Here is a 21,442-nt window from a genome sequence, read left to right as displayed (position 1 = left end):
TATAGCCAATCACATCTTTGGTGGGGACAATTAAGGAAGGGAGTTAGCTGCAATCATGAAAGTATCTATGTTCATAACGTGCTTGAGCGATCTTGTGTATCCAAAGGTTGGCGAGTCTATCGTGCAGTTGCTTGCCAAATATGGCGTTAAGCTGGACTTTCCTGCCAAGCAAACTTGCTGCGGTCAACCGGCCTTCAATAGCGGATACTGGGATGAGGCCAAGGGGGCGGCTTTAACGCTGCTTGAAGCGTTTGATGATAGTGATTTTGTCATATCTCCTTCGGGTTCCTGTACAAGTATGATCCATCATTATTATCCTAAGCTTTTTGAAAATGATCCTATCCATCTAGCCAAAGCTAACCGACTCGTAGAGAAAACGTATGAGTTTACACAGTTTCTTGTGCAAGTCATGGGCGTTACAGATTTGGGTGCTGTGTTCCCGCACAAAGTGACGTATCATCCGTCCTGCCATGGCAGCAGACTGCTCGGGGTCAAAGCGGAACCGATGCAGTTGATGCAAAATATCCGTGGAATGGAACTAGTTCCACTCCCTCACGCCGAGGATTGCTGCGGATTCGGGGGTACTTTTGCGGTGAAAATGTGCGATATTTCCGGGGCGATGGTTGCTGAGAAATCCGACCATGTGCTCGAAACCGATGCCGAAGTGCTAGTTGGACTCGACATGGGCTGCTTGATGAATATTGCCGGTAATTTATCCTACCGCGGGACACCTGTAAAGGTGATGCATCTGGCTGAATTATTGGCTGAGGGAGTGAAGTTGGCCCATGAGCGAGCATAAAGCAAGCGGTACCGTCAAGGAAAGATCCAAGGTAGCCTTGAACAATGATTTTCTACGAAATGCGGTTAAGTTCACGACGGAACGCTTGAAGAACGGCAAGCTTGCTGCGGCTGAAGAGATTGGAAACTGGGAAGAGTGGCGTGAACGAGGGCGCGAAATTCGTCTCCATACCATCGCACACTTAGACTACTATTTGGGCAAATTTGTGGAAAATGCCAGAGCGCAAGGCGTGCATGTCCACTTTGCGGCAGATGCAGCGGATGCGGTTCGCTTGACGATGCAAATTGCCGAGCATAAGAAAGCTAAAAGCGTCGTGAAATCCAAGTCCATGGTTTCGGAGGAATTGCATATCAACCATGCGCTGGAATCCATCGGGGTTGAAGCGATCGAAACGGATCTGGGCGAATATATTATTCAACTTGCTGGAGAAACGCCATCGCACATCATTATTCCGGCGATTCACAAGAATCGGTATCAGATTGCCGATTTGCTTTCCGAAGATGCCGGCGAGAAGCTTGAGCCAGATACCGGTATTTTGGCTGGGTATGTGCGGAGGAAATTACGCGAGAAATTTCTGGAAGCCGATATTGGGATGACGGGCTGCAATTTTGCCATTGCCGAGACAGGTTCCATTGTTCTATTTGAAAATGAAGGAAATGCCCGGATGGTCAGCACGATTCCCAAGACACAAATTACGTTCATGGGGATGGAACGAATTATTCCAACCCTGGACGATCTCGAAGTGATGGCAACTCTGCTGCCTCGTTCAGCGACAGGTCAGAAACTGACCGTCTATATGTCCGTGATTTCCGGTCCGCAGCGGGAGCAGGATGGCGATGGGGCGGAGGAAATGCACATCATTATTTTGGATAATGGTCGTTCCTTGCAGCTCGGAGATCCGCAGTTCCAGGAATTGCTGAACTGTATTCGCTGTGGCGCGTGCCTCAACGCATGCCCGGTGTATCGCCATATTGGCGGCCATGCTTATGGCGGCGTGTATAGTGGGCCGATTGGTGCTGTATTGACGCCAGCTTTGAATAAAAATGTGGACCAGTGGGACGACATCGCCAGCGCATCGAGTTTGTGCGGGGCTTGCTATGAGGCTTGTCCGGTGAAAATTCCGCTGCATGATATGCTTGTCTATTTGCGTCAACGCAAGGTCGAACGAGGTTCGACGGATTTAGGCGAGAAGCTGGGTATGAAAGGGTTTAATTTCTTGATGTCCGATGCCAAGCGTGTGAAGGCTTTGATCCAAGTTGGCCGCATCGGACAAAAGCTGCTCGTTCGCGACGGTCATATTAAAGCGAAAGTAGGACCGCTTAAGGGATGGAACTCGCATCGATTTGCGCCAAGCATAGCGAAGAAGACGTTCCGTGAATCGTGGAAGGACATCGAGCAAGGGCTTGAAGGAACTTTCCCTGAACTGGATGCCGCGATGAAGGCTCGGATGGAGAAGCTGGTCGCAGATCGCAAAGAAGGCGGAGGAGGACATCATCATGGCTAAATCAGATCCAGCTTTTCTCCAAAATCTGCATCAGGAAGCCCTCAAGGATCAAGAGGCCTTCTTTGCCAATATTGCTGCAAGGCTGGGGAGATCCAAGCCTATGCAGAGCGCTCCCACGCACAGCATGAAAGGGGCTCCTGCATTCTGGGAGCAGGTGGATCTTCCGCTGGAGCAGCGCACCCAGCTGTTCATGTCGAACTGGCAGAAGGCGGGCGGCCATACGCAGCGCCTCCAAGGGATGACAGAAGCGCAAGCGTTCATTGCCGATTTCATCGGCAAGACGCAGGCAAAGCATCTGATCATCCAAGATCAAGCGGAGCTGGCAGAGCTGCGCGCTGGACTTGCCGCGGAAACAGAGACGGACATCACCGTCTGGAATGCCGGCGGCATCGATGCTGCTTCCAAGGATGAGCTGGTCGCGAAGGCGGCTGGCGCTGACATCGGCATCGTGGCTGTCGAGCATGCTGTGGCCTACACGGGGTCGCTCGTAGTCACATCCGATGCCACGCGAGGCCGAAGCGTCAGCTTGCTGCCGACGACCTTCATTGCGATCATCCCTGTGGATCGCTTGCGGACGAAGCTGGGCGAAGTGCTTCGCCCGTTTGACGGCCTTGCGCGTAAAGACAGGCCGGCGGGCATTCACTTCATCTCAGGACCGAGCCGTTCGGCTGATATCGAGAATGATTTGACGATCGGCGTGCATGGACCTGGTATTGTGTATGCCCTAATTATTGAATAATTCATGAGGCTGTCCCAAAAGTCAATTCATTGACTTAAGGCAGCCTCTTGCTTTCAATATTGCACTACATGGAAAATCGAAATTCCTGTTAAATTTCGCTCCAAATCGAAACAATATAGAGGCTGCTCTCTAGGTTTGTAACCTTTTTGAGTCAGCTTCTTTTTCTATTTCGTGTTTCAATACGTAAAATAAGCACATTTAGCTTGCTTGTTCTTCCTCGAGCACCATAGTGTAGTGCACTTATCGGGTAATTTCGCATGCCGGCGGAACGTCGATCCCTCGCTTGCTTAAAATCATGTCAACATCATTCATGACGAAAAGGGATTTTGATTTGATTGAACATGAAAGCGCTTTTGCTTTACGATAAGAACATGAAACAAACAAAGGGAGGTTATCCTAGTGAGTACAATTGCTGCGCAGAAGCAAGCAAATTCCGGAGGATTCCGGGTGAAGGTACAAAATTTCGGTCGTTTTTTGAGTGGTATGGTGATGCCGAACATTGGCGCATTTATTGCTTGGGGACTCATTACGGCTTTATTTATTCCGACAGGCTGGATTCCAAATGAGTATTTGGCCAAACTAGTCGGCCCTACAATTACTTATCTTCTTCCCCTGCTGATTGGCTATACGGGAGGAACGATGATACACGGTACGCGCGGCGGCGTCATCGGCGCTGTCACGACGATGGGTGTCGTGATCGGTACGGATATACCGATGTTCATGGGAGCCATGATTGTAGGCCCATTCGCCGCATGGGTGCTGAAGCAGTTCGATAGGTCGATTGAAGGCAAAATTAAATCCGGCTTCGAAATGCTCGTGAACAACTTCTCATCAGGCATCATTGGAGCTATTCTAGCCGTTCTAGCCTATACGGTAGTTGGTCCTGCGGTTCAAGTGGTGAGCAAGGCTCTCGCGTCTGGCGTGCAAGCGCTTGTCAATGCTGGCTTGCTGCCTCTGGCTAACGTACTGATTGAACCAGGGAAAGTGCTGTTCCTGAACAATGCCATTAATCATGGCGTGTTAAGTCCGATCGCTCTGGATCAAGCATCCAAAACAGGCAAGTCCATCTTGTTCATGCTGGAGTCTAATCCAGGCCCAGGTCTTGGCATTCTGCTTGCTTATTGGTTTGTTGGCCGCGGCGCGGCGAAACTTTCGGCACCGGGTTCTGCCATTATTCACTTCTTTGGCGGTATTCATGAAATCTATTTCCCTTACATTTTGATGAATCCACGACTGATCTTGGCTGTTATTGCCGGCGGTGTGACAGGGACGTTCACGTTCTCCTTGTTCGGCGCAGGGCTGGTTGCTCCCCCCTCACCGGGAAGCATTTTCGCTTATATCGCTATGGCTCCCAAGGGGAACATGCTGCCGATTTTCTCAGGGGTGATCACATCAACGATTGTCTCCTTTGCCGTAGGTTCTCTGCTGCTCAAAACAAGCAAGCAAAGCGAGAGTGAAGATCTGGATCAAGCTACTGCACGAATGAAAGAAATGAAACAAGCTCCGGCTGCTGCGGCAGCGGAACAAGTGGCTGCTCCGATCACAAAACCAACAGCTCATGTGCAGAAAATAGTTTTCTCATGCGATGCTGGCATGGGCTCAAGTGCCATGGGCGCTTCGATTCTGAGAAAGAAAATGAAAGAGGCAGCTATTGATATCACAGTCATTAATACAGCAATTAGTGAGATTCCAATGGACGCAGATATCGTCATTACGCATAAATCATTAACGGATCGAGCGCGGAACAAAGCTCCGCAAGCCGAACATATTTCTATTGAGAATTTCATGAAAAGTCCGGCTTACGATGAGCTTGTGAAACGATTGAGTTAAACGGAATAACTTAACGCTGGCTGATTGCCGGCGTTATCTCCATTTTGTTCGTGAGGAGAATCGACATGGGCCTGTCTAACAGGCATCGCCAAATCCTAGAGCTGTTAATGTACCGGGCGGATGACATTACAGCAGGAGAAATCGCTGCCGAAATCAATGTAAGCACACGTACCGTTCATCGAGAGTTGTCTGAACTCGAGGCGATTTTGGCTGATTATGGCATCGGGTTGCAGAAGAAATCAGGCAAGGGTATTCAGCTTCAAGCTGAGCCTGAACAACTGGAAGCATTCAGACAGATGCTCTATGGCAGGATGGCTGTTGAGTACTCCGCCGAGGATCGCAGGATGATGATCCTATGTACTTTGCTGGAAGAAGAGGAACCTGTGAAGCTATTCGCGCTATCGCACGATTTGGGCGTAACTGTTCCTACGATCACTCATGATCTGGATGAGCTGGAAGGATGGGTGAAGCGGTCTAACCTCACGCTAGTTCGTAAAAGAGGCTATGGTGTCGGCTTAGTCGGCACAGAAGCCAACAAGCGCAGGATGATTGCCAGATTGGCTAAGAACGGACTGGATGAATCGGATCTGTTTGGCAAGAATGAAACGCCTCAATCTCAATCTCCGGTTGTCCAGAAATTACTTGAGCTTATCAGCAAAGAGAACTTCACGCATGTTGAAGCTGCCTTGTGGCTAGCTGAAGATGAAGGCTTGAGCGAGCTTTCGGAAGAGAGTTACACGAATCTGCTTATTCATATATCCATCACCATAGCTAGAATTCAGCAGGGGCGCTCGATGGAAGGTCCATTGGAAACAAGTCCACCTGTGGCAAGCAAGCTGCTAACGCATACGGTAGAGCATTTGACGAAAGTCCTTTCAGTGGAACTATCATCCGCCGAAATCGCCTATATTGCTGAATTGCTGGAGCCAAAGTCTTTGAACCATCCCAATCATCTGCTTCCTATTGATGAACTGAGTTATATGGAGATGGTTTGGAAGTTGATACGCTGCATGGAAAAGAGTCTGGATATTCCGTTCAGTGAGGATCGCTCCTTGCGCGATGGCCTTCTGTCACATCTGGAATCTGCAATCAAGCGGCTTCAGGCAGGAGCGAACATTCGCAATCCATTGCTGGCGCAAATCAAGAAAGATTATGAGTTCTTATTCGATGCGATACGGCATGCCGTCAATCAGACGATCGAAGAAATGGCGATCCCTGATGAAGAGATCGGGTTCCTGGTTATGCATTTCGGAGCCTCGATAGAAAGACAGAAGCAGTTTAAAAGAAATGTAAGAGCTATATTAGTCTGCACAAGCGGAATCGGCACTTCCAAAATGCTTGCTGTGCGTCTAACGAAGGAGCTTCCGCAAATCAATATTATCGGGCACGCCTCGTGGTTTGAGGCAGCACGTATTCCTGAGAAGGACTACGATCTGATCATATCTACCGTCGATTTGCCTCTGGAGCCTAATCAATACATGAAGTTAAGTCCGCTGCTTACGAAAGAAGAAGCAGAACGTCTGAGGCTTTTCATCCAAAATGTCACCTTGCAAAAACAGCCGGAAGAACGCATAGAAACGCATCAAGAGGAAGATTCAACAGGTCGATTGCATCGCATCCAGCTTTATATAAATGAAATCGTCAGCATCATTGATCAATTCAAGGTGCATGCCATTGAGCAAAGCTTTCATAGTCTGCAGCAAGCTTTAGAGGTCATTTGTGGCTACAGCAGCCGAACAGGTGTTATTGAGGAAGTAGGGCCTATAGTCAATCTTTTGTTGGAAAGGGAGCGACTGAGCAGTCAAGTCATTCCGGAAACAGGGCTTGCCCTTTTTCACATTCGAAGCGAACAAGTTTTAAGGCCTTCCTTTACACTATTTCGATTAAAAGAAGATTTGCCTCTGGATAGCGGGATACCCTCCGAAGTCAAGCAACTGCTGTTGATGCTCGGTCCCCAGAAGCTTTCTAAAGAAAGTCTGGAAGTTCTAAGCGAAATAAGCTCTTTGCTATTAATTCCGGAGATGATTGAACTGCTCAAATCGGGGAGCCAAGCTGAAATTAAACAGTTTATATCCCAAGAGCTAGCTGCTTTCTTAGAAGATAAAAAATAAATCGGATATAAGGAGAGATCAATTATGAGTATCTTATCAACGAACAAAATTAGGCTGAATGCGAAGCCCAAGGATAAATTCGAGGCGATTCGGATGGCTGGACAACTGTTAGTAGACGCGGGTCATGCATCATCCGCTTATATCGATAAAATGTTGGAAAGAGAACAGACACTCTCTACCTATATGGGCAATGGCCTCGCCATTCCGCATGGCACGCAGGATTCCAAATCACTGATCATTTCTACAGGGCTGTCGATCGTACAAATCCCTGATGGCGTTGATTTCGGAGAAGGGGAATTAGCCACTTTGGTGATCGGGATTGCTGCCGCAGGGAATGAACATTTGGACATTTTGACGAATGTGGCGATGATTTGTTCCGAGGATGAGAATGTCGAGATGATCATGAAAGCGACGACGCCGGAAGAGATGGTCAGCATTTTTGAAAGCGGGATGGAATCATGAAGGCCGTTCATTTCGGCGCAGGGAATATCGGACGCGGATTCATCGGTCTCCTTTTGTCGCAGGCAGGCTATGAAGTCTTGTTCTCTGATGTGAACGACAGCTTGGTGGAGCAGCTTAAGGAAAGGAAATCGTACACGGTTCGCTTGGCCAATGAGGCACAGGAGGCGTTCCACGTTTCTAATGTGTCTGCAATCAATGGGAAACAGGCAGACGATGTCGCAGAGGCGGTTGCACAGGCCGATCTGGTCACAACCGCCGTTGGCGTGAATATCCTCAAACACATTGCGGCAGGCATCGCCAAAGGGATTGAGCTCCGCTTGAATCGCGGCGCCGCGCCGCTTCCTATCATCGCCTGCGAGAATGCGATTGGCGGCAGCACGCAGCTCAAGGAACATGTGTACAGTCATTTGAGTGCGGATATGCGTGAAAAGGCAGATGCCAGCATCGCATTCCCTGATGCAGCAGTCGACCGGATCGTTCCCTTGCAGCATCATGAAGATCCTCTGCAAGTGACGGTGGAGCCATTCTATGAATGGGTGATTGACGAGTCTCAAATGCTGGAGGGCTTTCACCGGATTGAGGGTGTACATTATGTGAAACAGCTAGAGCCCTACATCGAGCGCAAGCTGTTTACGGTGAATACAGGGCATTGCAGCGCGGCTTATCTTGGTTATCTGCATGGCTTCGATACCATTCAAGCAGCAATGGCAAACCCGCAAATTGCCGCTTTGGTGCGCCATGTGATGCAGGAGACAGGTTCCTTGCTGATTAAGAAGCATGGCTTTGATCAGGCTCAACATGACAGCTATATCGATAAAATTTTGAACAGATTCTTAAATCCTTATTTGATCGATGAGGTTGCCAGAGTTGGCAGATCGCCGATTCGCAAGTTATCCGCCAATGATCGACTCGTGCGGCCTGCTTTACAGGCTTACGAACTGGGGATGAAGCCCGCTTATTTAGCTATGGCGATGGCAGCAGCCTTTTCTTTTAAGGATAAGGAAGATCCTGAGGCTATTCAGATTCAAGCGGATTTGGCGGCAATCGGAATCACGCAAGCGATAACTAAATATACAACGATTCCTGAAGATCACCCGATCCATGCTATGATTAAGACGCAGTATGAACAATTTCAACAGGTAGAAGTTTCCTAAGAAAGGGGAGTTTCCAAGATGGCTAAAATGATGTCCAATCGCTTGACTGGTATAGCTGCTTCCCCCGGCATTGCCATAGCTAAAGCTTTCCGACTGAACAATGCTGATGATTACGTTCCAGTTGCTGACAAAGCAGCGGATACTCATATAGAAGTAAATCGATTTCGCAAGGCTGTTGATGAAGCCAGGCAGGAGCTTGAAGAGATCAGAATATTAACGGAACAGCGCATAGGAGCTGCCAAAGCGGAGATTTTCGAAGCCCATCTCATGCTGCTGGAAGATCCTGATTATGTAGATGCGGTGATTGAGGGCATCGAAGAGGAAGGCATGAACGCCGAATTCAAGCTGCATGAAATAGCGAACAGCTTCATTGAAGTGCTCAGCGCGATGGATAACGAGCTGCTTAGGGAACGTGCGGCGGATGTGAAGGACGTTACTGGCCGCATCATGAGCAAGCTTCGTGGCGTCTCCTATGCGGCGATTGCGGCCATTAATGAACCTTGTATTCTAATCGCGGAAGACTTAACCCCTTCGGATACAGCTCAGCTTAATCTGGATTATGTACTCGGCTTTGTAACGGAAATCGGCAGCCGTACTTCGCATTCTGCGATTATGGCTCGCTCGCTTGAAGTGCCGGCTATCGTTGGGGCTGGCACAGCGGCAGGAGATATCCAGACAGGGACGATGGTTGTCATGGATGCGTCGCTAGGGACGGTTCTTATCGCTCCAACCGAAGAAGAAGTAGCGGATTACCAGTCGCGCAAGCTTGCTTATGATCAACGCCGAGTTGAACTTCGCAAGCTGCTGGATCAGCCAACGCTTTCAGCTGACGGGCAGCATGTTGAGCTTGCTGCCAATATCGGCAGTGTGGAAGATCTGCAGAAGGTGTTCGCGAACGGAGCGGAAGGGATCGGGCTGTTCCGCACGGAATTTCTGTATATGGGACGCAGCGCGATGCCAAGTGAAGAGGAACAATTTCAAGTGTATAAGCATGTTTTGGAGCGAATGAATCCTAAACCTGTCGTCATTCGTACGCTGGATATCGGTGGCGATAAAGAATTGCCTTATATGAAGCTTCCGGAAGAGAGCAATCCATTCTTGGGGCTGCGTGCGATCCGCCTATGTTTAAGCAAACAGGAGATATTCCGGACTCAGCTAAGAGCTTTACTGCGGGCAAGCGCTTATGGGCAATTGAAAATCATGTTCCCCATGATTGCTGTTATGGAAGAGCTGAGGGCTGCGAAGCAATTGCTCGAAGAGGAAAAAGGGAAGCTGGTACAAGAAGGAGTCCCTGTACCTGAGAACATCGAGGTAGGCATTATGATCGAAGTTCCGGCTGCTGCCCTGGGAGCGGATTTCCTCGCCAAAGAGGTCGACTTCTTCAGTATCGGAACGAATGATTTGATTCAATATACAATGGCGGCAGATCGCATGAATGAAACGGTCTCCTATTTGTATCAGCCTTGCCATCCAGCTGTTTTGCGTTTGATCCATATGGTCATCCGGGCAGCGGAGCGGGAAGGGAAATGGGTTGGCATGTGCGGGGAGATGGCAGGCGACGTGACGGCGATTCCGATTCTACTCGGTATGGGCCTACATGAATTCAGCATGAGTGCCAGCTCGATTTTGCCCGCTAGAGCCTTGATTAAAGAGGTGTCGAGAACAGAGTGGGCAGGTTATACACAGCAGATTCTAGCCATGAGCAGTCAAGAGCAAATACAACAATTCGTCAAGCAGAAATTAAGGAGTGACTTGCAATGAGATCGCAAACGTTTACGATTCTAAATCCATCGGGTTTTCATGCCCGTCCCACCAAAGTGTTCGTTCAGAAAGTCGGGACCTTTCCCTGCAAAGTAAGTGTAAGCAAAGGCGGGAAGAAGGTTAACGGTAAAAGCTCGCTAAGCATGCTTACACTAGGCATTCAGCAGAATGATGAAGTAACATTGGAAGTGGACGGCGAGCAAGAGGAGCAGGCGTTGCAAGAACTTGGGGCGCTGCTTACTCATATTTTCGAAGAATAGCTGTATCTCATAATAAACAGAGGCTGACTCGAAAGGTTGAATACCTTGAGAGCAGCCTCTGTTTCTGTTTCTATTAACGAACGTACCACTCGCCGGAAACCCAATCGGTGGATTTCCAACGCAGGACATCGGGGGTAGCCAAATGCATGATTTCTTTGAGAAAAGCAAGCTGCTCGAGTTCGGTCATCGGTGTAAAGCTTTTGGCGATGGCCAAGTTTTGTTCGAGCTGCGCCATCGACTCCATCCCGACAATCGCTGTCGAAATAGGGAGTGAGAACGTATATTGCAGCGCCTTCTCATACCAAGGTGCAAGCTTGCCAAGAGCCATGACCTTCATCCCGATGATGGCCACACCCTTTTCAATCGCCTTGGGCAGAAATTCGTGAGCGAAGCTGTACACGAGATGGTCCGCTGCCGATAGAGCAACCAGCGCGCTGTCGAAGGCATAGCGTTCAATCGCTTCCAGTTGGACGAGCGGATTCGTGTGTCCGCTGATCGAGATGTGCTTGATCAAGCCTTGTTCCTTCGCTTCGAGGAGCGCCTCCAACGCGCCGCCTTTGGCGAAGCACTTGTCGAGCTCTTCCATGGTCATAATGTTATGTAATCGCCATTCATCCACATGATCCGTCTGCAGGCGCTTCAAACTTGCTTCCAGCAGCTTCAATGAGCCGTCACGCGTGCGATCGTGTGTCTTGGTTGCAATCCAGACTTCATCCCTGCGACTCCGGAGCGCCAAGGCTTTGCCTAATCGCTCTTCCGATTGACCATCCGAATAGCTTGGTGCTGTATCGAAATAAGTAATGCCCTCGTCAATCGCCCGATTCACAATGTGAATCGCTTCCTCTTCCGTACAGTTGTGTTCATCTACAATGCGCTGAGCGCCAAAGCTCAGGATTGGAAATTGCTGCCCAGTTGAACCGAAAAGCCGTTTCTCCACTTCATCCACTCCTTTTTATACTCATTTTTGCCAAAAAGGTGAAGAGATCATACGCCATTCACATTTGAAATCGCTTACTTCAAGCTAGAGATCGCATTAAGCAGGAATTTGCCCTCTCTAAGTATAAAATAGGTAAGAGCAGGATGCCAGCATTCGTCAGAAGGTTTGTTTATTCAACAAATGTTCATGACTATTGTCCTATATATTCGACAAAAAGTGATTGTAATTTATAGTAAATAAACTTATTATATGTACATATACAACTTTCTGTCGAAATCATGGAGGGTCAATGACATCGGAACAGGGAAAGCCTTATGACAGCCCAGGATTTCATCTCTGGCAGGTCACGAATCAATGGCAAAAAAATCTTCGCCATGCCCTGCATGACTTGGATCTAACGCATGTTCAATTTATTTTGCTGGCAGCCACGCAAGGATTAAACACACAGTCACAGCTCGAGGACATCACACAGGTACAAATTGCGAGTTATGCGCATGTTGATCCCATGATGGCGTCGCAAGTGCTCCGTCACTTGGAGAAGAAAGGGTTTATTATCCGGAAGGAACACCCGACAGACACAAGGGCGAAAGCGATCTCCTTAACGCTGGAAGGGGAACGGATAACTGCCCAGGCGCTGGAGATTGTCATGGAAGCCGAGAATATCTTTTTTGCTAAGTTGGGGGAAGAACAGGAAACATTAGTAAACTTGATGCGTGCTCTAGGAAATGAAACAACTCAAGATAACAATTAACATGAAAATGACCATAGGAGAGGTGCCTTGCACATGGAGAAATCATCAGTTATTGGCATTGTTTTAGCATTTATATCCATCGGTGTGGGGATGGTGTTGAAAGGCGCGAGTTTAGCAGCTTTGCTGAATCCGGCAGCGGCCTTAATCATTTTCGGTGGTACAGCCTCAGCGCTTTTTATCGCTTTCTCACTGGAAGAAATGAAGAAAATACCGGCATTATTGAAAATTATTTTTACCGAACAAAAGTTGATGCCTAAAAAAGAATTGATCGAAACCTTTATCGAATGGGTATCCATTACTCGCCGCGAAGGATTGCTTTCTTTGGAAAAACAAGCGGAAGAGCTTTCCGATCCTTTTATGAAAAGCGGTATGCGCTTGATCATTGACGGGAATGACGCTGATTTCGTGCGTGACGTATTGCTCGAAGACATCGCTGAAATGGAAACAAGACATAAAAAATATGCGGGTATTTTTACGCAAGCAGGTACATACGCACCAACATTGGGAGTGCTAGGCGCCGTAGTAGGACTTATTGCCGCACTAGGCAACCTGAGTGAAGTAGAAAAGCTGGGACATCTGATTTCAGCAGCCTTCGTTGCTACAATGTTCGGGATTTTCCTTGGTTACGTTGTATTCCATCCGTTCGCTAATAAGCTGAAACAGAAGTCCAAAAAAGAAGTTGAAATCAAGTTGATGGTAGTCGAAGGCCTGCTCTCCATTCAATCCGGCGTTTCTGCCAATTCCGTGAAGCAAAAAATGATGATCTTCGTAGCCAATAGCGATCGAGCGGCTTATGAAGAAGAATCACCAAGGGAGGCTGCTCCACAGTGAGTAAAAAAAAGAAGCATGAGGAACATGAAGAACACGTTGATGAAACCTGGCTCATTCCCTATGCCGACTTGCTTACCTTGCTTCTAGCTCTATTTATCATTCTATTTGCATCCAGCCAGTTGGATTCGAAGAAGTACGATTCGATTATGAGATCTTTGAACAATGCCTTCTCGGGTGGCGAAGCCCCCTTCGCAATGTCGAATTTAATCCCGATTGATGATGCGGCGAATTCAACGAAAAATAATAATAAAAACCAGAATCCGCCGAACAAAGAACAAAGCAAAGAAGAGAGCCAACTAGCTGCGAAGCTGCAAAAAGAAGAGAAAGATCTCGAAGAGCTGAAGAAAAGCATGGATGCTTTCATCAAAGACAACAGCATGAGCGAGCAGTTGACGACCAAGCTGGATAATGAAAAATTGACGATTACGATCAGTGACCGTGCCTTGTTTGACTCCGGATCAGCAACGATCAAACAGGATTCACAGAATCTGGCGCTTGCGATGTCCAACCTGTTGGCCAGCTATCCCGGCTATCAAGTTGAAGTAGGCGGGCATACGGATAACATTCCCATTCATCGCGCCGATTTTGAAACGAACTGGGATTTGAGCGCTAAGCGTGCCGTCAATTTCATGAAAATTCTTTTGAACAACGGAAAAATCGATCCCTCATCCTATTCGTCGGTCGGCTTTGGAGAATATCGCCCGATTGCACCAAATGACACGACAGAAGGCAGGGCCAAGAATCGCCGCGTTGAAGTAAGCATTCTGCGCAATATTAAAGCTACGGATGAGATTGCCAAGTAAAATGGTTGTATTCAGGTCAAGAGCCTAGGTCAAGAGCCTATAGGCTCTTGGCTTTTTTTTTGATATATAAGAATTTATATGTTCTGGAGTGAACGAGGAGTTGCCCGGGCTGCTTGAGCGGGGATAAGGGAACTACAGTCCGCTATTCTAGCAAAAAGCGTCATTATTGCGAGGTTGAGGGAACTACAATCCGCTATTTTGCTGTTTTCTAGGAAATTCAGCTCTTTTGGTGGAAATAAGACCCTGTAGTTCCGCTAATACCCTAGCAACCCTGCTTTTTGCCAAAATAGCGTCCTCTAGTTCCCTTAACAGGTTTTGTCGCTAATAAGAGGCTGATTTCTCAGGGCGGCGAAGCCGTTTTTCTTACGGCGCTTAAAGATATTCCGCTGCGAGAAAGGGGATGCTAAAAAAAACGAAAAGAGGAGAACAGACCATTGGATGCTACATTCGAGCATGTTTACATTCCCTTAACAACCGTATCGAGCGGAGAGGGTCAAGAAGTCAATATCGATATCTACTGCTACTGCATCCAGTTCGTCAATATTTGTTTGTTGGGTAATCAGACTAGCAAGACGAAGGAGTGGTTCTTAATCGATGCTGGCTTGCCACACTCGGCAGACAACATAATTCGCCTTGCGGAGGACCATTTTGGGTCGATGACGAAGCCTCAAGGCATTATTTTAACGCATGGACATTTTGATCATGTTGGCGCTATGGGGGAATTGTTGGAGCATTGGGATGTGCCCGTTTATGCGCATGAATGGGAGATTCCCTATCTAACAGGGAAAGCCGATTATCCCAAAGGCGATCCAACTGTAAATGGCGGTCTCATTAGCGAGCTTTCTCCCTTGTTTCCTAATCACGGCATTAACCTGGAAAACCATGTACAGGCGCTTCCAGCTGACGGCAGCATTCCGGGATTGCCCGAATGGCAATGGATTCATACACCGGGGCATACGCCAGGGCATATTTCTCTATTTCGCGGTAGAGACCGCTCGCTCCTTGCAGGGGATGCTTTTGTCACGGTGAAACAGGAATCATTGTACAAAGTCATACTCCAGACGAAGGAAATCAGCGGACCGCCGAAATATTTCACGACGGACTGGCAGGCGGCGGAAGCTTCCGTAAGAAAACTTCAAGCGCTCCAGCCGGTCTTGGCCGTAACAGGCCATGGAAAGCCGATGCGCGAGGAGGAGCTGACGAATCAGCTCAGCTATTTGGCCGAGAATTTCGCGCGTGTGGCCGTGCCGAAGGAAGGCCGATTCGTGCATTAGCGGATGTGAAAAAATGAGGCTGTCTCAACAGGTTGAAAACCTGGCGAGCAGCCTCTTTGTTGCGATCAGGAGCGAAATCTAATGGGGATTCCTCCCTATAATTCGAGGGAAATTCGCTATTTAGCGAGAAATGAGCAGAAATAACAGAAGGTTTTGTTTTCCAGTTAACTATACAGTAGGGGCAAGAGATGAGGGGGTGATGCTAACCTATCAGCACCGGCTCTTTTTTCTCCTGTCCCTTCGTAGTGTCTGACGCCGACTCCGTTTTACTCTTCGCGGACTCGTCGGTTGAACTTGGCGCTTCAGCTTGCTCCTCATCGCGTTCCGCTCCCTGCTCCGTTTGCATGAGAACTTCATCGGCAACGTCATCCGAAACAGTATCCGAAGTTGCTGTGCGAGACGTTCCCTCAACAAAATTCAAGGGTGCCGTATTATCTAGCGAACCATCCAGTTTCTCCTCCGCATTATCATGCTTCTCTACCGAACCATCCAGTTTATCTTCCGAATCATCATGCTTCTCCTCCGAACCACCCAACTTCTCCGCCTCTTCCTCGTTGATTCGGAATTTACTGATCTCGGCGAACAACTGCTGCGCTAGATCCAGGATATCATCCGATTCTTCGGCGATGCGGCGAATCGAAACATCCTGCTGGATGGAGGTCGAGTTAACCTCCTCGACACCTGCTGCTGTTTCCTGGGCAATCGCGGCAACGAATTGCACAGAGTCAACGAGCTCGTCGTTCTTCGAGCGAGCTTGTTCGATCTTCAGATGGATTTGTTCAATCTGAAGTTTAATGCCCTGCATCGAGTAATCGATGCTTTCGAAAGAGCCAAGCGTGTCAGCGACACGGCTGTCTTGAGCCAGCGCCGAGTCGCGCGCTTCGATCAAGGAGCTCTGCAGCTCCTTGATCTGCTGTTGCAGCGTTCCGATGATGGCGCTGATCGTCTTGGACGATTGGTTCGTCTGCTGCGACAGATGACGAACTTCGTCCGCGATCACGGAGAAGCCGCGTCCGTGTGCGCCGGCTCTTGCCGCTTCAATCGCGGCATTCAAGGCCAACACGTTCGTCTGCGTCGAAATTTCCGTGATGGAGTGAATGATGGCGCCAATTTGCTTCGAGCTGGCGGCCACGGTCTGCATCGCGGCATCTACCCGCTGCAGCAAATCTTGCGAATGCTCGGAGGAAGCTTTCAGCGCTCGGACCGAGTTTGTGCCTTGCTGCGTACCTGCTGCCGCTTCGTCGCTCGCACGCTTCATTTCATATGTATATGCGGTGATGTCACGGATCTCTGCTTCCAGCTCTGCAATGACGATGGAGCTGTGCTCCGTCTTAACAGCTTGTTCATCGGCGCCATGGGAGATTTCGTGAATGGCTTTCAGAATATCTGTGTTCGCCGATGCAGTCAGCTGTGAGAAGCGATGAAACTCATGCGAGTGCTCGGACAGGGAGGAGGCGATATGCTTCGTTGCGCTGAGCATGTGGCGTACCTGAACAATCATATGATCGAAGCTGTTGCTCAGAGCGCCAAGCTCATCCGTTGATTTGGAATTGATTGTCTGGGTCAAATCCCCCTCTGCGATGAGCGTGACTGCTTTCTGCAAGCGGGAAATCGGTCTGATAAAGGAACGAATTAAGAGAATGGCAATAGCGATGGTCACGGCGAGCACGACAACGGCGGCAATCATCATAACTTGACTCGTGCTATCGAGCGCTTTGGTGGAATCCGCAATAGCCTGATCAGCCGAATTGGCGTAGGTCACATAGAACTTATCAACGAGTTCGAATATTTTATCCTTTAATTCTTGCGATTCATTATATAAGTAGAGCAGATTAATCTCCAGGTCTTTGGGATTTGTGCCGTTGCCTTGAATCATTTGCGCCGCGGAATCGAAATTGTTGATGTAATCGACAGAGATTTGGATCAGTTGGCTGCGCCATTTGATTTGATCGGGTGTAGTGGCGGTATCGCCAATTTTTTTAATGAAATCATTATAAGGTTGTCGTTTGCTGTTATATTTCAGAATGAATTCAGGTTTCTTGGAAATCTCCAAACCTGACGCAATGATGTTCATTTCCTGCACCATTTCCTTTAACTCCAGGGCAAGAACTTTCAATTCCACTTTGTCATTCTGATCGTTCATATTTTGTTTGATTTGACTAACCTGATGCAAATTGAAGAAGGCAACTGCCAGAAAAATGAGAAGCACTCCACCAAAGCTAGCAATCAATCGACTCCGCATGGTCATATTGAACAACATCATCTTGCGCATTGTCATCCCTCCATTAATAAGACAAGAACTGACTTTATTCTTGCTTTTGCTTATTAATATAGGTCTTCTGTATTAAATAGAGCATCGAATTATGTAAACCAGTTGTAAATTTATCCATAAATATAGCTGCTTAGGACCCAAATAAAAGTTTTACATTACGTTTACGTTTCGTGGGTTTGGAATTTACAATCGATTGTTACGATAGGAGAGTAGTTAGCAGGGCGGACAAACAAGAAGACGCGGAGCTAACAAAACCAGTAACATAAAATCAAAGGAGGACATGCTAACCATGTTCAAGTTCATGTCGAAAAAAGGAATTACATTATCACTTTCCGCGGTATTAATGATGGGGTCATTGGTTGGTTGCGGTACTAAAACAGAGACGAAACCCGCAGCATCAGCAACACCAGCTGCTAGTACAGCTGCTTCAGCTTCTGCAAAACCTTCAGATGCTCCAAAAACAGAGCTTAGCGGTACAGTAACAGCTTCCGGTTCCAGTGCACTTCTTCCTTTAGTTAAACAAGCGGCAACAGAATTCATGGAAAAGAACCCGAAAGTAACGATCAACGTTACAGCAGGCGGTTCAGGTACAGGAATTAAAAACGTAGCTGATGGTACTTCTGACATTGGTAACTCCGATGTTGAGCCAGCTGCTGAATATAAAGATAAAGGTTTAGTTGATCACCAAGTAGCAATCGCGCCTTTCGCACTCATCGTAAACAAAGATGTGAAAGTAGACAACGTAACAAAAGCACAAGCAGCTGATATTTACATGGGTAAAATCACGAACTGGAAAGAAGTTGGCGGCAATGACGCGAAAATCGTTCTTGTTCACCGTCCAGACAGTTCAGGTTCCCGTACGCTTGTTAAACAAATTATTCTTGATGGCAAAGAATTCACAAAAGACGGTATCACACAAGAAAACAGTGGCGCTATGAAAACAGCGGTAGTTGGTCAATCCAGCTCCATTGGTTATGTGGATACGCCTTATATCGATGACACTGTAAAAGCATTGAAAATTGATGGTGTAGCTTTCTCCGAAGAAAACATCAAAAACGGTACTTATAAATTGTTTGGTGTTGAGCACATGTATACAAAAGGCGAAGCAAAAGATCCAGCTAAAGCTTTCATCGCTTACATCTCCAGCAAAGAATTCCAAGGCAAACAAGTTCGTGATTTGAAATTCTTGCCTGCAGATCTGCTTAAAAAATAATTAGCCATCCCACCAAGAGCGCTCGCAAGTCTGAGCGTTCTTTTTTTATGCTCAGCCATAAAACTTTTACATTCCCTTAACATTTCATTGATGATCCAATGACAATCGTAACCTATTCTAGAAGTAAGGTATGCGAAAGACATGCGTGTATTAATAGAAGGGGGATTAACCCATTGAATTCAGTAGCAGACAAACTATCAAGCACGAATTCGGAAAGAAGTCGTCCACTTACTTCCAAATGGACCCAAGGACAACATAGACAGGACAGCCTCATGAGATGGGTGTTTGTAGGCAGTGCTGCCCTAGTGTCAGCGATTATTTTCTCTATCATTGTTTTCGTAGGTATGCAAGGTATTAAGACGTTCCAGGATGTCAGTGTGATAGAGTTTTTCTTTTCTACGGATTGGACACCAGGCCAAAATAAATTCGGAGCTTTTCCTTTTCTATACAGCACATTATTAATGACATTGGTTTCGGTTGTGTTCTCTGTACCTCTAGCATTATCCGGTGCATTGTTCATGGCGAAAATTGCTCCCAAATGGATGCGCGAAATCATGCGTCCAGCCACGGATTTGTTCGTAGGTATTCCTTCCGTCGTCTATGGTCTGATCGGGATGACCGTGATTGTACCTGCCCTCGGTAAGTTCACAGGCGGAATTGGCTACGGGATTCTACCTGCCTCGATCATTTTGGCGATTATGATTCTACCGACTATTCTCTCCATATCTGAAGATGCTATCCGAGCTCTTCCAGGGCGTTTGGAAGAAGCGTCACTAGCCTTAGGCGCAACACGCTGGCAAACGATGTGGCGGGTCCTCCTGCCAGCGGCCAGACCTGGTATTCTGACAGCGATCATTCTCGGCATGGGCCGCGCTATCGGAGAAACAATGGCCGTGTTCATGGTTATCGGAAACTCTCCTCAAATGCCTAAGTCATTGTTGGATTCCACAACCGTACTAACAACAGCGATCGTGAAGGATATGGGGAATACGAATTATGGATCTGCATGGAACAATGCCCTTTATATGATGGCTCTGCTTTTACTAGTGATCTCCTTATCCTTAATCCTAATTATTCGTATCGTGGCTAAAAGGAGTGAACTGAAATAATGACTAGCAAAACGACAGATCGTATAGCCACATTTTACTTTTGGGCATCAGGTGTCATTATCATTGCCATTCTGGCTTGGTTCCTTATTCGTATCCTAGGGGAAGGGATTCCTCATCTATCCTGGCACTTTATCTTTGGCAAACCGGAAGAAATCAAAGCGGGAGGCGGCGTCGGGCCGCAGTTGTTCAACTCCTTCTACGTCTTGTTTTTATCCTTATTGATTTCCATTCCTATCGGATTATTCTCAGGAATTTACTTGGCTATCTATGCACAAAAAAATTGGTTCACTGATCTGGTGCGTATTTCCGTTGAAGCTTTATCATCCGTTCCTTCCATCGTATTTGGGTTGTTCGGGTTTCTGCTCTTCGCGAATCTGCTTGGTCTGAAATTCTCCATTATCGGCGGTGCTGCGACTGTTGCCCTTCTGAACTTGCCGGTTATGGTGCGGGTTACGGAAGAATCCATTCGTACAGTACCGGAATCTTACTGGGAAGCAAGCTTGGCGCTTGGATCGACCAAATGGCAGGCCATTCGCAAGGTGCTTATACCTGCTGCACTGCCTAGCTTAATCACCGGAATTACTTTGATTGCTGGACGTGCCTTAGGTGAATCAGCGATTCTCATTTATACAGCCGGGTTATCGGTTTCCCGTTTCTTCCCGGACTTCAACCCGCTCAAGATGGGAGAGACACTGTCAGTCCATCTCTGGTATGTAGGGGCTGAAGCGCTTGTGCCGGACGCCAAGGATATTGCCAAAGGCAGCGCCGCGCTGCTCCTGATCGTCGTCTTAATTTTCAACCTGCTTGTTAGCATACCAAGCCGAATCCTACAAAAAAGACTTTCCGGGGGGAAATAATCGTGGCGACTAAACATAAAATCAAAGCGGATAAATTGAATTTGTTTTACGGGGAAAATCATGCGCTTCATGATATTGAATTAGCCATTGAAACAGGAACGATTGCTGCCTTGATCGGGCCGTCAGGCTGTGGGAAATCGACCTTCCTGCGCACCTTGAACCGGATGAATGATCTCATTGACAGCGTGCGGATTACAGGGAATGTAGCCGTTGACGGGCACAATATTTATGAGGCTGATTCTGATGTGGTTTCTTTGCGCAAACGTGTGGGCATGGTCTTCCAACGCCCTAATCCATTCCCGATGAGTATCTATGATAACATCGCCTATGGACCGCGCATTCACGGCACCAAGAAAAAAGCTCATCTGGATGAAATTGTCGAGCGCAGTCTTGTACAAGCGGCTCTCTGGGATGAAGTGAAGGATCGTTTGCATAAATCGGCACTAGGTTTGTCAGGCGGTCAACAGCAGCGTCTATGTATCGCTCGTTTGCTTGCCGTTGAGCCAGACGTTCTGTTGATGGATGAGCCGACATCTGCACTAGATCCGATCTCCACACTGAAGGTGGAAGAGTTAACGCAAACCTTGAAAGAGAAATATACGATCATTATCGTTACGCATAACATGCAGCAAGCAGCGAGAATTTCCGATATGACTTCCTTTTTCTTAAATGGGTATCTAGTCGAAACCGACAAAACAGATAAAATCTTCACTAATCCGAACGACCAACGTACGGAAGATTACATTACGGGAAGATTCGGCTAACCACTTCGAAA

19 protein-coding genes are annotated in these 21,442 nt (G+C 47.6%); 17 read left to right on the top strand and 2 right to left on the bottom strand.

Annotation, left to right across the window (positions count from 1 at the left end):
- The first annotated feature begins 55 nt into the window (after positions 1 to 55).
- The 9 genes from LOZ80_RS21630 (at position 56) to LOZ80_RS21590 (ending at position 10,620) form a co-directional block, all read left to right on the top strand.
- Entirely contained in the window at positions 56 to 799 is a 744-nt protein-coding gene (locus tag LOZ80_RS21630; protein ID WP_238166645.1) for a (Fe-S)-binding protein, read from the top strand.
- Positions 786 to 2,303, top strand: a complete 1,518-nt coding sequence (locus LOZ80_RS21625; RefSeq protein ID WP_238166644.1) for a LutB/LldF family L-lactate oxidation iron-sulfur protein — start codon at positions 786 to 788, stop codon at positions 2,301 to 2,303. The genes LOZ80_RS21630 and LOZ80_RS21625 overlap by 14 nt, the downstream gene beginning before the upstream one ends.
- Positions 2,296 to 3,042, top strand: a complete 747-nt coding sequence (locus LOZ80_RS21620; protein ID WP_238166643.1) for a LutC/YkgG family protein — start codon at positions 2,296 to 2,298, stop codon at positions 3,040 to 3,042. The genes LOZ80_RS21625 and LOZ80_RS21620 overlap by 8 nt, the downstream gene beginning before the upstream one ends.
- Before the next feature lie 399 nt (positions 3,043 to 3,441).
- On the top strand, positions 3,442 to 4,872 hold the full coding sequence (locus tag LOZ80_RS21615) for a PTS mannitol transporter subunit IIBC (RefSeq protein ID WP_238166642.1): 1,431 nt from the start codon (positions 3,442 to 3,444) through the stop codon (positions 4,870 to 4,872).
- A 65-nt stretch (positions 4,873 to 4,937) separates the two neighbouring features.
- A complete protein-coding gene (locus tag LOZ80_RS21610) occupies positions 4,938 to 6,983 on the top strand; it encodes a BglG family transcription antiterminator (protein WP_238166641.1) in 2,046 nt (681 codons plus the stop codon).
- Between the two features lie 24 nt (positions 6,984 to 7,007).
- On the top strand, positions 7,008 to 7,445 hold the full coding sequence (locus LOZ80_RS21605; protein WP_238166640.1) for a PTS mannitol transporter subunit IIA: 438 nt from the start codon (positions 7,008 to 7,010) through the stop codon (positions 7,443 to 7,445).
- Positions 7,442 to 8,599: a mannitol-1-phosphate 5-dehydrogenase gene (locus LOZ80_RS21600; RefSeq protein WP_238166639.1), complete on the top strand. Its 1,158-nt coding sequence runs from the start codon at positions 7,442 to 7,444 to the stop codon at positions 8,597 to 8,599. Before LOZ80_RS21605 ends, LOZ80_RS21600 begins: the two co-directional genes overlap by 4 nt.
- 30 nt (positions 8,600 to 8,629) lie before the next feature.
- A complete protein-coding gene (gene ptsP, locus LOZ80_RS21595) occupies positions 8,630 to 10,360 on the top strand; it encodes a phosphoenolpyruvate--protein phosphotransferase (RefSeq protein ID WP_238173069.1) in 1,731 nt (576 codons plus the stop codon).
- A complete protein-coding gene (locus LOZ80_RS21590; protein ID WP_238166638.1) occupies positions 10,357 to 10,620 on the top strand; it encodes an HPr family phosphocarrier protein in 264 nt (87 codons plus the stop codon). Before ptsP ends, LOZ80_RS21590 begins: the two co-directional genes overlap by 4 nt.
- Before the next feature lie 73 nt (positions 10,621 to 10,693).
- Here the strand turns inward: LOZ80_RS21590 and LOZ80_RS21585 are convergent, their stop codons facing one another.
- Positions 10,694 to 11,557 (bottom strand): aldo/keto reductase, encoded by an 864-nt coding sequence (locus LOZ80_RS21585; RefSeq protein WP_238166637.1) that lies wholly within the window; start codon positions 11,555 to 11,557, stop codon positions 10,694 to 10,696.
- A 289-nt stretch (positions 11,558 to 11,846) separates the two neighbouring features.
- Between LOZ80_RS21585 and LOZ80_RS21580 the strand changes: the two genes are divergently transcribed.
- From LOZ80_RS21580 to LOZ80_RS21565, 4 genes are all read left to right on the top strand, one after another.
- Positions 11,847 to 12,308, top strand: a complete 462-nt coding sequence (locus LOZ80_RS21580) for a MarR family winged helix-turn-helix transcriptional regulator (RefSeq protein WP_238166636.1) — start codon at positions 11,847 to 11,849, stop codon at positions 12,306 to 12,308.
- Between the two features lie 33 nt (positions 12,309 to 12,341).
- The gene (motA, locus tag LOZ80_RS21575; RefSeq protein ID WP_238166635.1) at positions 12,342 to 13,139 is read left to right on the top strand and encodes a flagellar motor stator protein MotA; all 798 of its coding nucleotides are present in this window, start codon (positions 12,342 to 12,344) and stop codon (positions 13,137 to 13,139) included.
- Positions 13,136 to 13,942: a flagellar motor protein MotB gene (motB, locus tag LOZ80_RS21570; protein ID WP_238166634.1), complete on the top strand. Its 807-nt coding sequence runs from the start codon at positions 13,136 to 13,138 to the stop codon at positions 13,940 to 13,942. The genes motA and motB overlap by 4 nt, the downstream gene beginning before the upstream one ends.
- Before the next feature lie 434 nt (positions 13,943 to 14,376).
- Positions 14,377 to 15,216 carry an MBL fold metallo-hydrolase gene (locus tag LOZ80_RS21565; RefSeq protein ID WP_238166633.1) on the top strand — a complete coding sequence of 280 codons (840 nt, stop codon included), beginning with the start codon at positions 14,377 to 14,379 and terminating at the stop codon, positions 15,214 to 15,216.
- A 202-nt stretch (positions 15,217 to 15,418) separates the two neighbouring features.
- Here the strand turns inward: LOZ80_RS21565 and LOZ80_RS21560 are convergent, their stop codons facing one another.
- Positions 15,419 to 17,488: a methyl-accepting chemotaxis protein gene (locus tag LOZ80_RS21560; RefSeq protein WP_238166632.1), complete on the bottom strand. Its 2,070-nt coding sequence runs from the start codon at positions 17,486 to 17,488 to the stop codon at positions 15,419 to 15,421.
- Positions 17,489 to 17,777: 289 nt separating this feature from the next.
- On the opposite strand from LOZ80_RS21560, the gene LOZ80_RS21555 reads away from it, so the two are divergent.
- The 4 genes from LOZ80_RS21555 (at position 17,778) to pstB (ending at position 21,431) form a co-directional block, all read left to right on the top strand.
- Positions 17,778 to 18,701: a phosphate ABC transporter substrate-binding protein gene (locus LOZ80_RS21555; protein WP_238166631.1), complete on the top strand. Its 924-nt coding sequence runs from the start codon at positions 17,778 to 17,780 to the stop codon at positions 18,699 to 18,701.
- Positions 18,702 to 18,874: 173 nt separating this feature from the next.
- Positions 18,875 to 19,810: a phosphate ABC transporter permease subunit PstC gene (pstC, locus tag LOZ80_RS21550; RefSeq protein ID WP_238166630.1), complete on the top strand. Its 936-nt coding sequence runs from the start codon at positions 18,875 to 18,877 to the stop codon at positions 19,808 to 19,810.
- Positions 19,810 to 20,667 (top strand): phosphate ABC transporter permease PstA, encoded by an 858-nt coding sequence (pstA, locus tag LOZ80_RS21545; protein WP_238166629.1) that lies wholly within the window; start codon positions 19,810 to 19,812, stop codon positions 20,665 to 20,667. Before pstC ends, pstA begins: the two co-directional genes overlap by 1 nt.
- Positions 20,664 to 21,431 (top strand): phosphate ABC transporter ATP-binding protein PstB, encoded by a 768-nt coding sequence (pstB, locus tag LOZ80_RS21540; RefSeq protein ID WP_229757459.1) that lies wholly within the window; start codon positions 20,664 to 20,666, stop codon positions 21,429 to 21,431. The genes pstA and pstB overlap by 4 nt, the downstream gene beginning before the upstream one ends.
- Positions 21,432 to 21,442 lie beyond the last annotated feature (11 nt).

Origin of the sequence: Paenibacillus sp. HWE-109, from assembly GCF_022163125.1 — a bacterium.
Lineage (GTDB): Bacteria > Bacillota > Bacilli > Paenibacillales > NBRC-103111 > Paenibacillus_E.
The sequence above is the reverse complement of the archived record's forward strand: the minus strand, read 5'-3'. Positions and strand labels throughout refer to the sequence as shown.

Bases quoted from the DNA above. Each gene is read 5' to 3' on its own strand.
- LOZ80_RS21600 (WP_238166639.1), top strand. From the start codon at position 7,442: ATGAAGGCCGTTCATTTCGGCGCAGGGAATATCGGACGCGGATTCATC.
- LOZ80_RS21620 (WP_238166643.1), top strand. From the start codon at position 2,296: ATGGCTAAATCAGATCCAGCTTTTCTCCAAAATCTGCATCAGGAAGCC.
- LOZ80_RS21605 (WP_238166640.1), top strand. From the start codon at position 7,008: ATGAGTATCTTATCAACGAACAAAATTAGGCTGAATGCGAAGCCCAAG.
- LOZ80_RS21555 (WP_238166631.1), top strand. From the start codon at position 17,778: ATGTTCAAGTTCATGTCGAAAAAAGGAATTACATTATCACTTTCCGCG.
- LOZ80_RS21580 (WP_238166636.1), top strand. From the start codon at position 11,847: ATGACATCGGAACAGGGAAAGCCTTATGACAGCCCAGGATTTCATCTC.
- LOZ80_RS21610 (WP_238166641.1), top strand. From the start codon at position 4,938: ATGGGCCTGTCTAACAGGCATCGCCAAATCCTAGAGCTGTTAATGTAC.
- pstA (WP_238166629.1), top strand. From the start codon at position 19,810: ATGACTAGCAAAACGACAGATCGTATAGCCACATTTTACTTTTGGGCA.
- LOZ80_RS21625 (WP_238166644.1), top strand. From the start codon at position 786: ATGAGCGAGCATAAAGCAAGCGGTACCGTCAAGGAAAGATCCAAGGTA.
- LOZ80_RS21560 (WP_238166632.1), bottom strand. From the start codon at position 17,488: ATGCGCAAGATGATGTTGTTCAATATGACCATGCGGAGTCGATTGATT.
- LOZ80_RS21590 (WP_238166638.1), top strand. From the start codon at position 10,357: ATGAGATCGCAAACGTTTACGATTCTAAATCCATCGGGTTTTCATGCC.
- ptsP (WP_238173069.1), top strand. From the start codon at position 8,630: ATGTCCAATCGCTTGACTGGTATAGCTGCTTCCCCCGGCATTGCCATA.
- motA (WP_238166635.1), top strand. From the start codon at position 12,342: ATGGAGAAATCATCAGTTATTGGCATTGTTTTAGCATTTATATCCATC.
- LOZ80_RS21630 (WP_238166645.1), top strand. From the start codon at position 56: ATGAAAGTATCTATGTTCATAACGTGCTTGAGCGATCTTGTGTATCCA.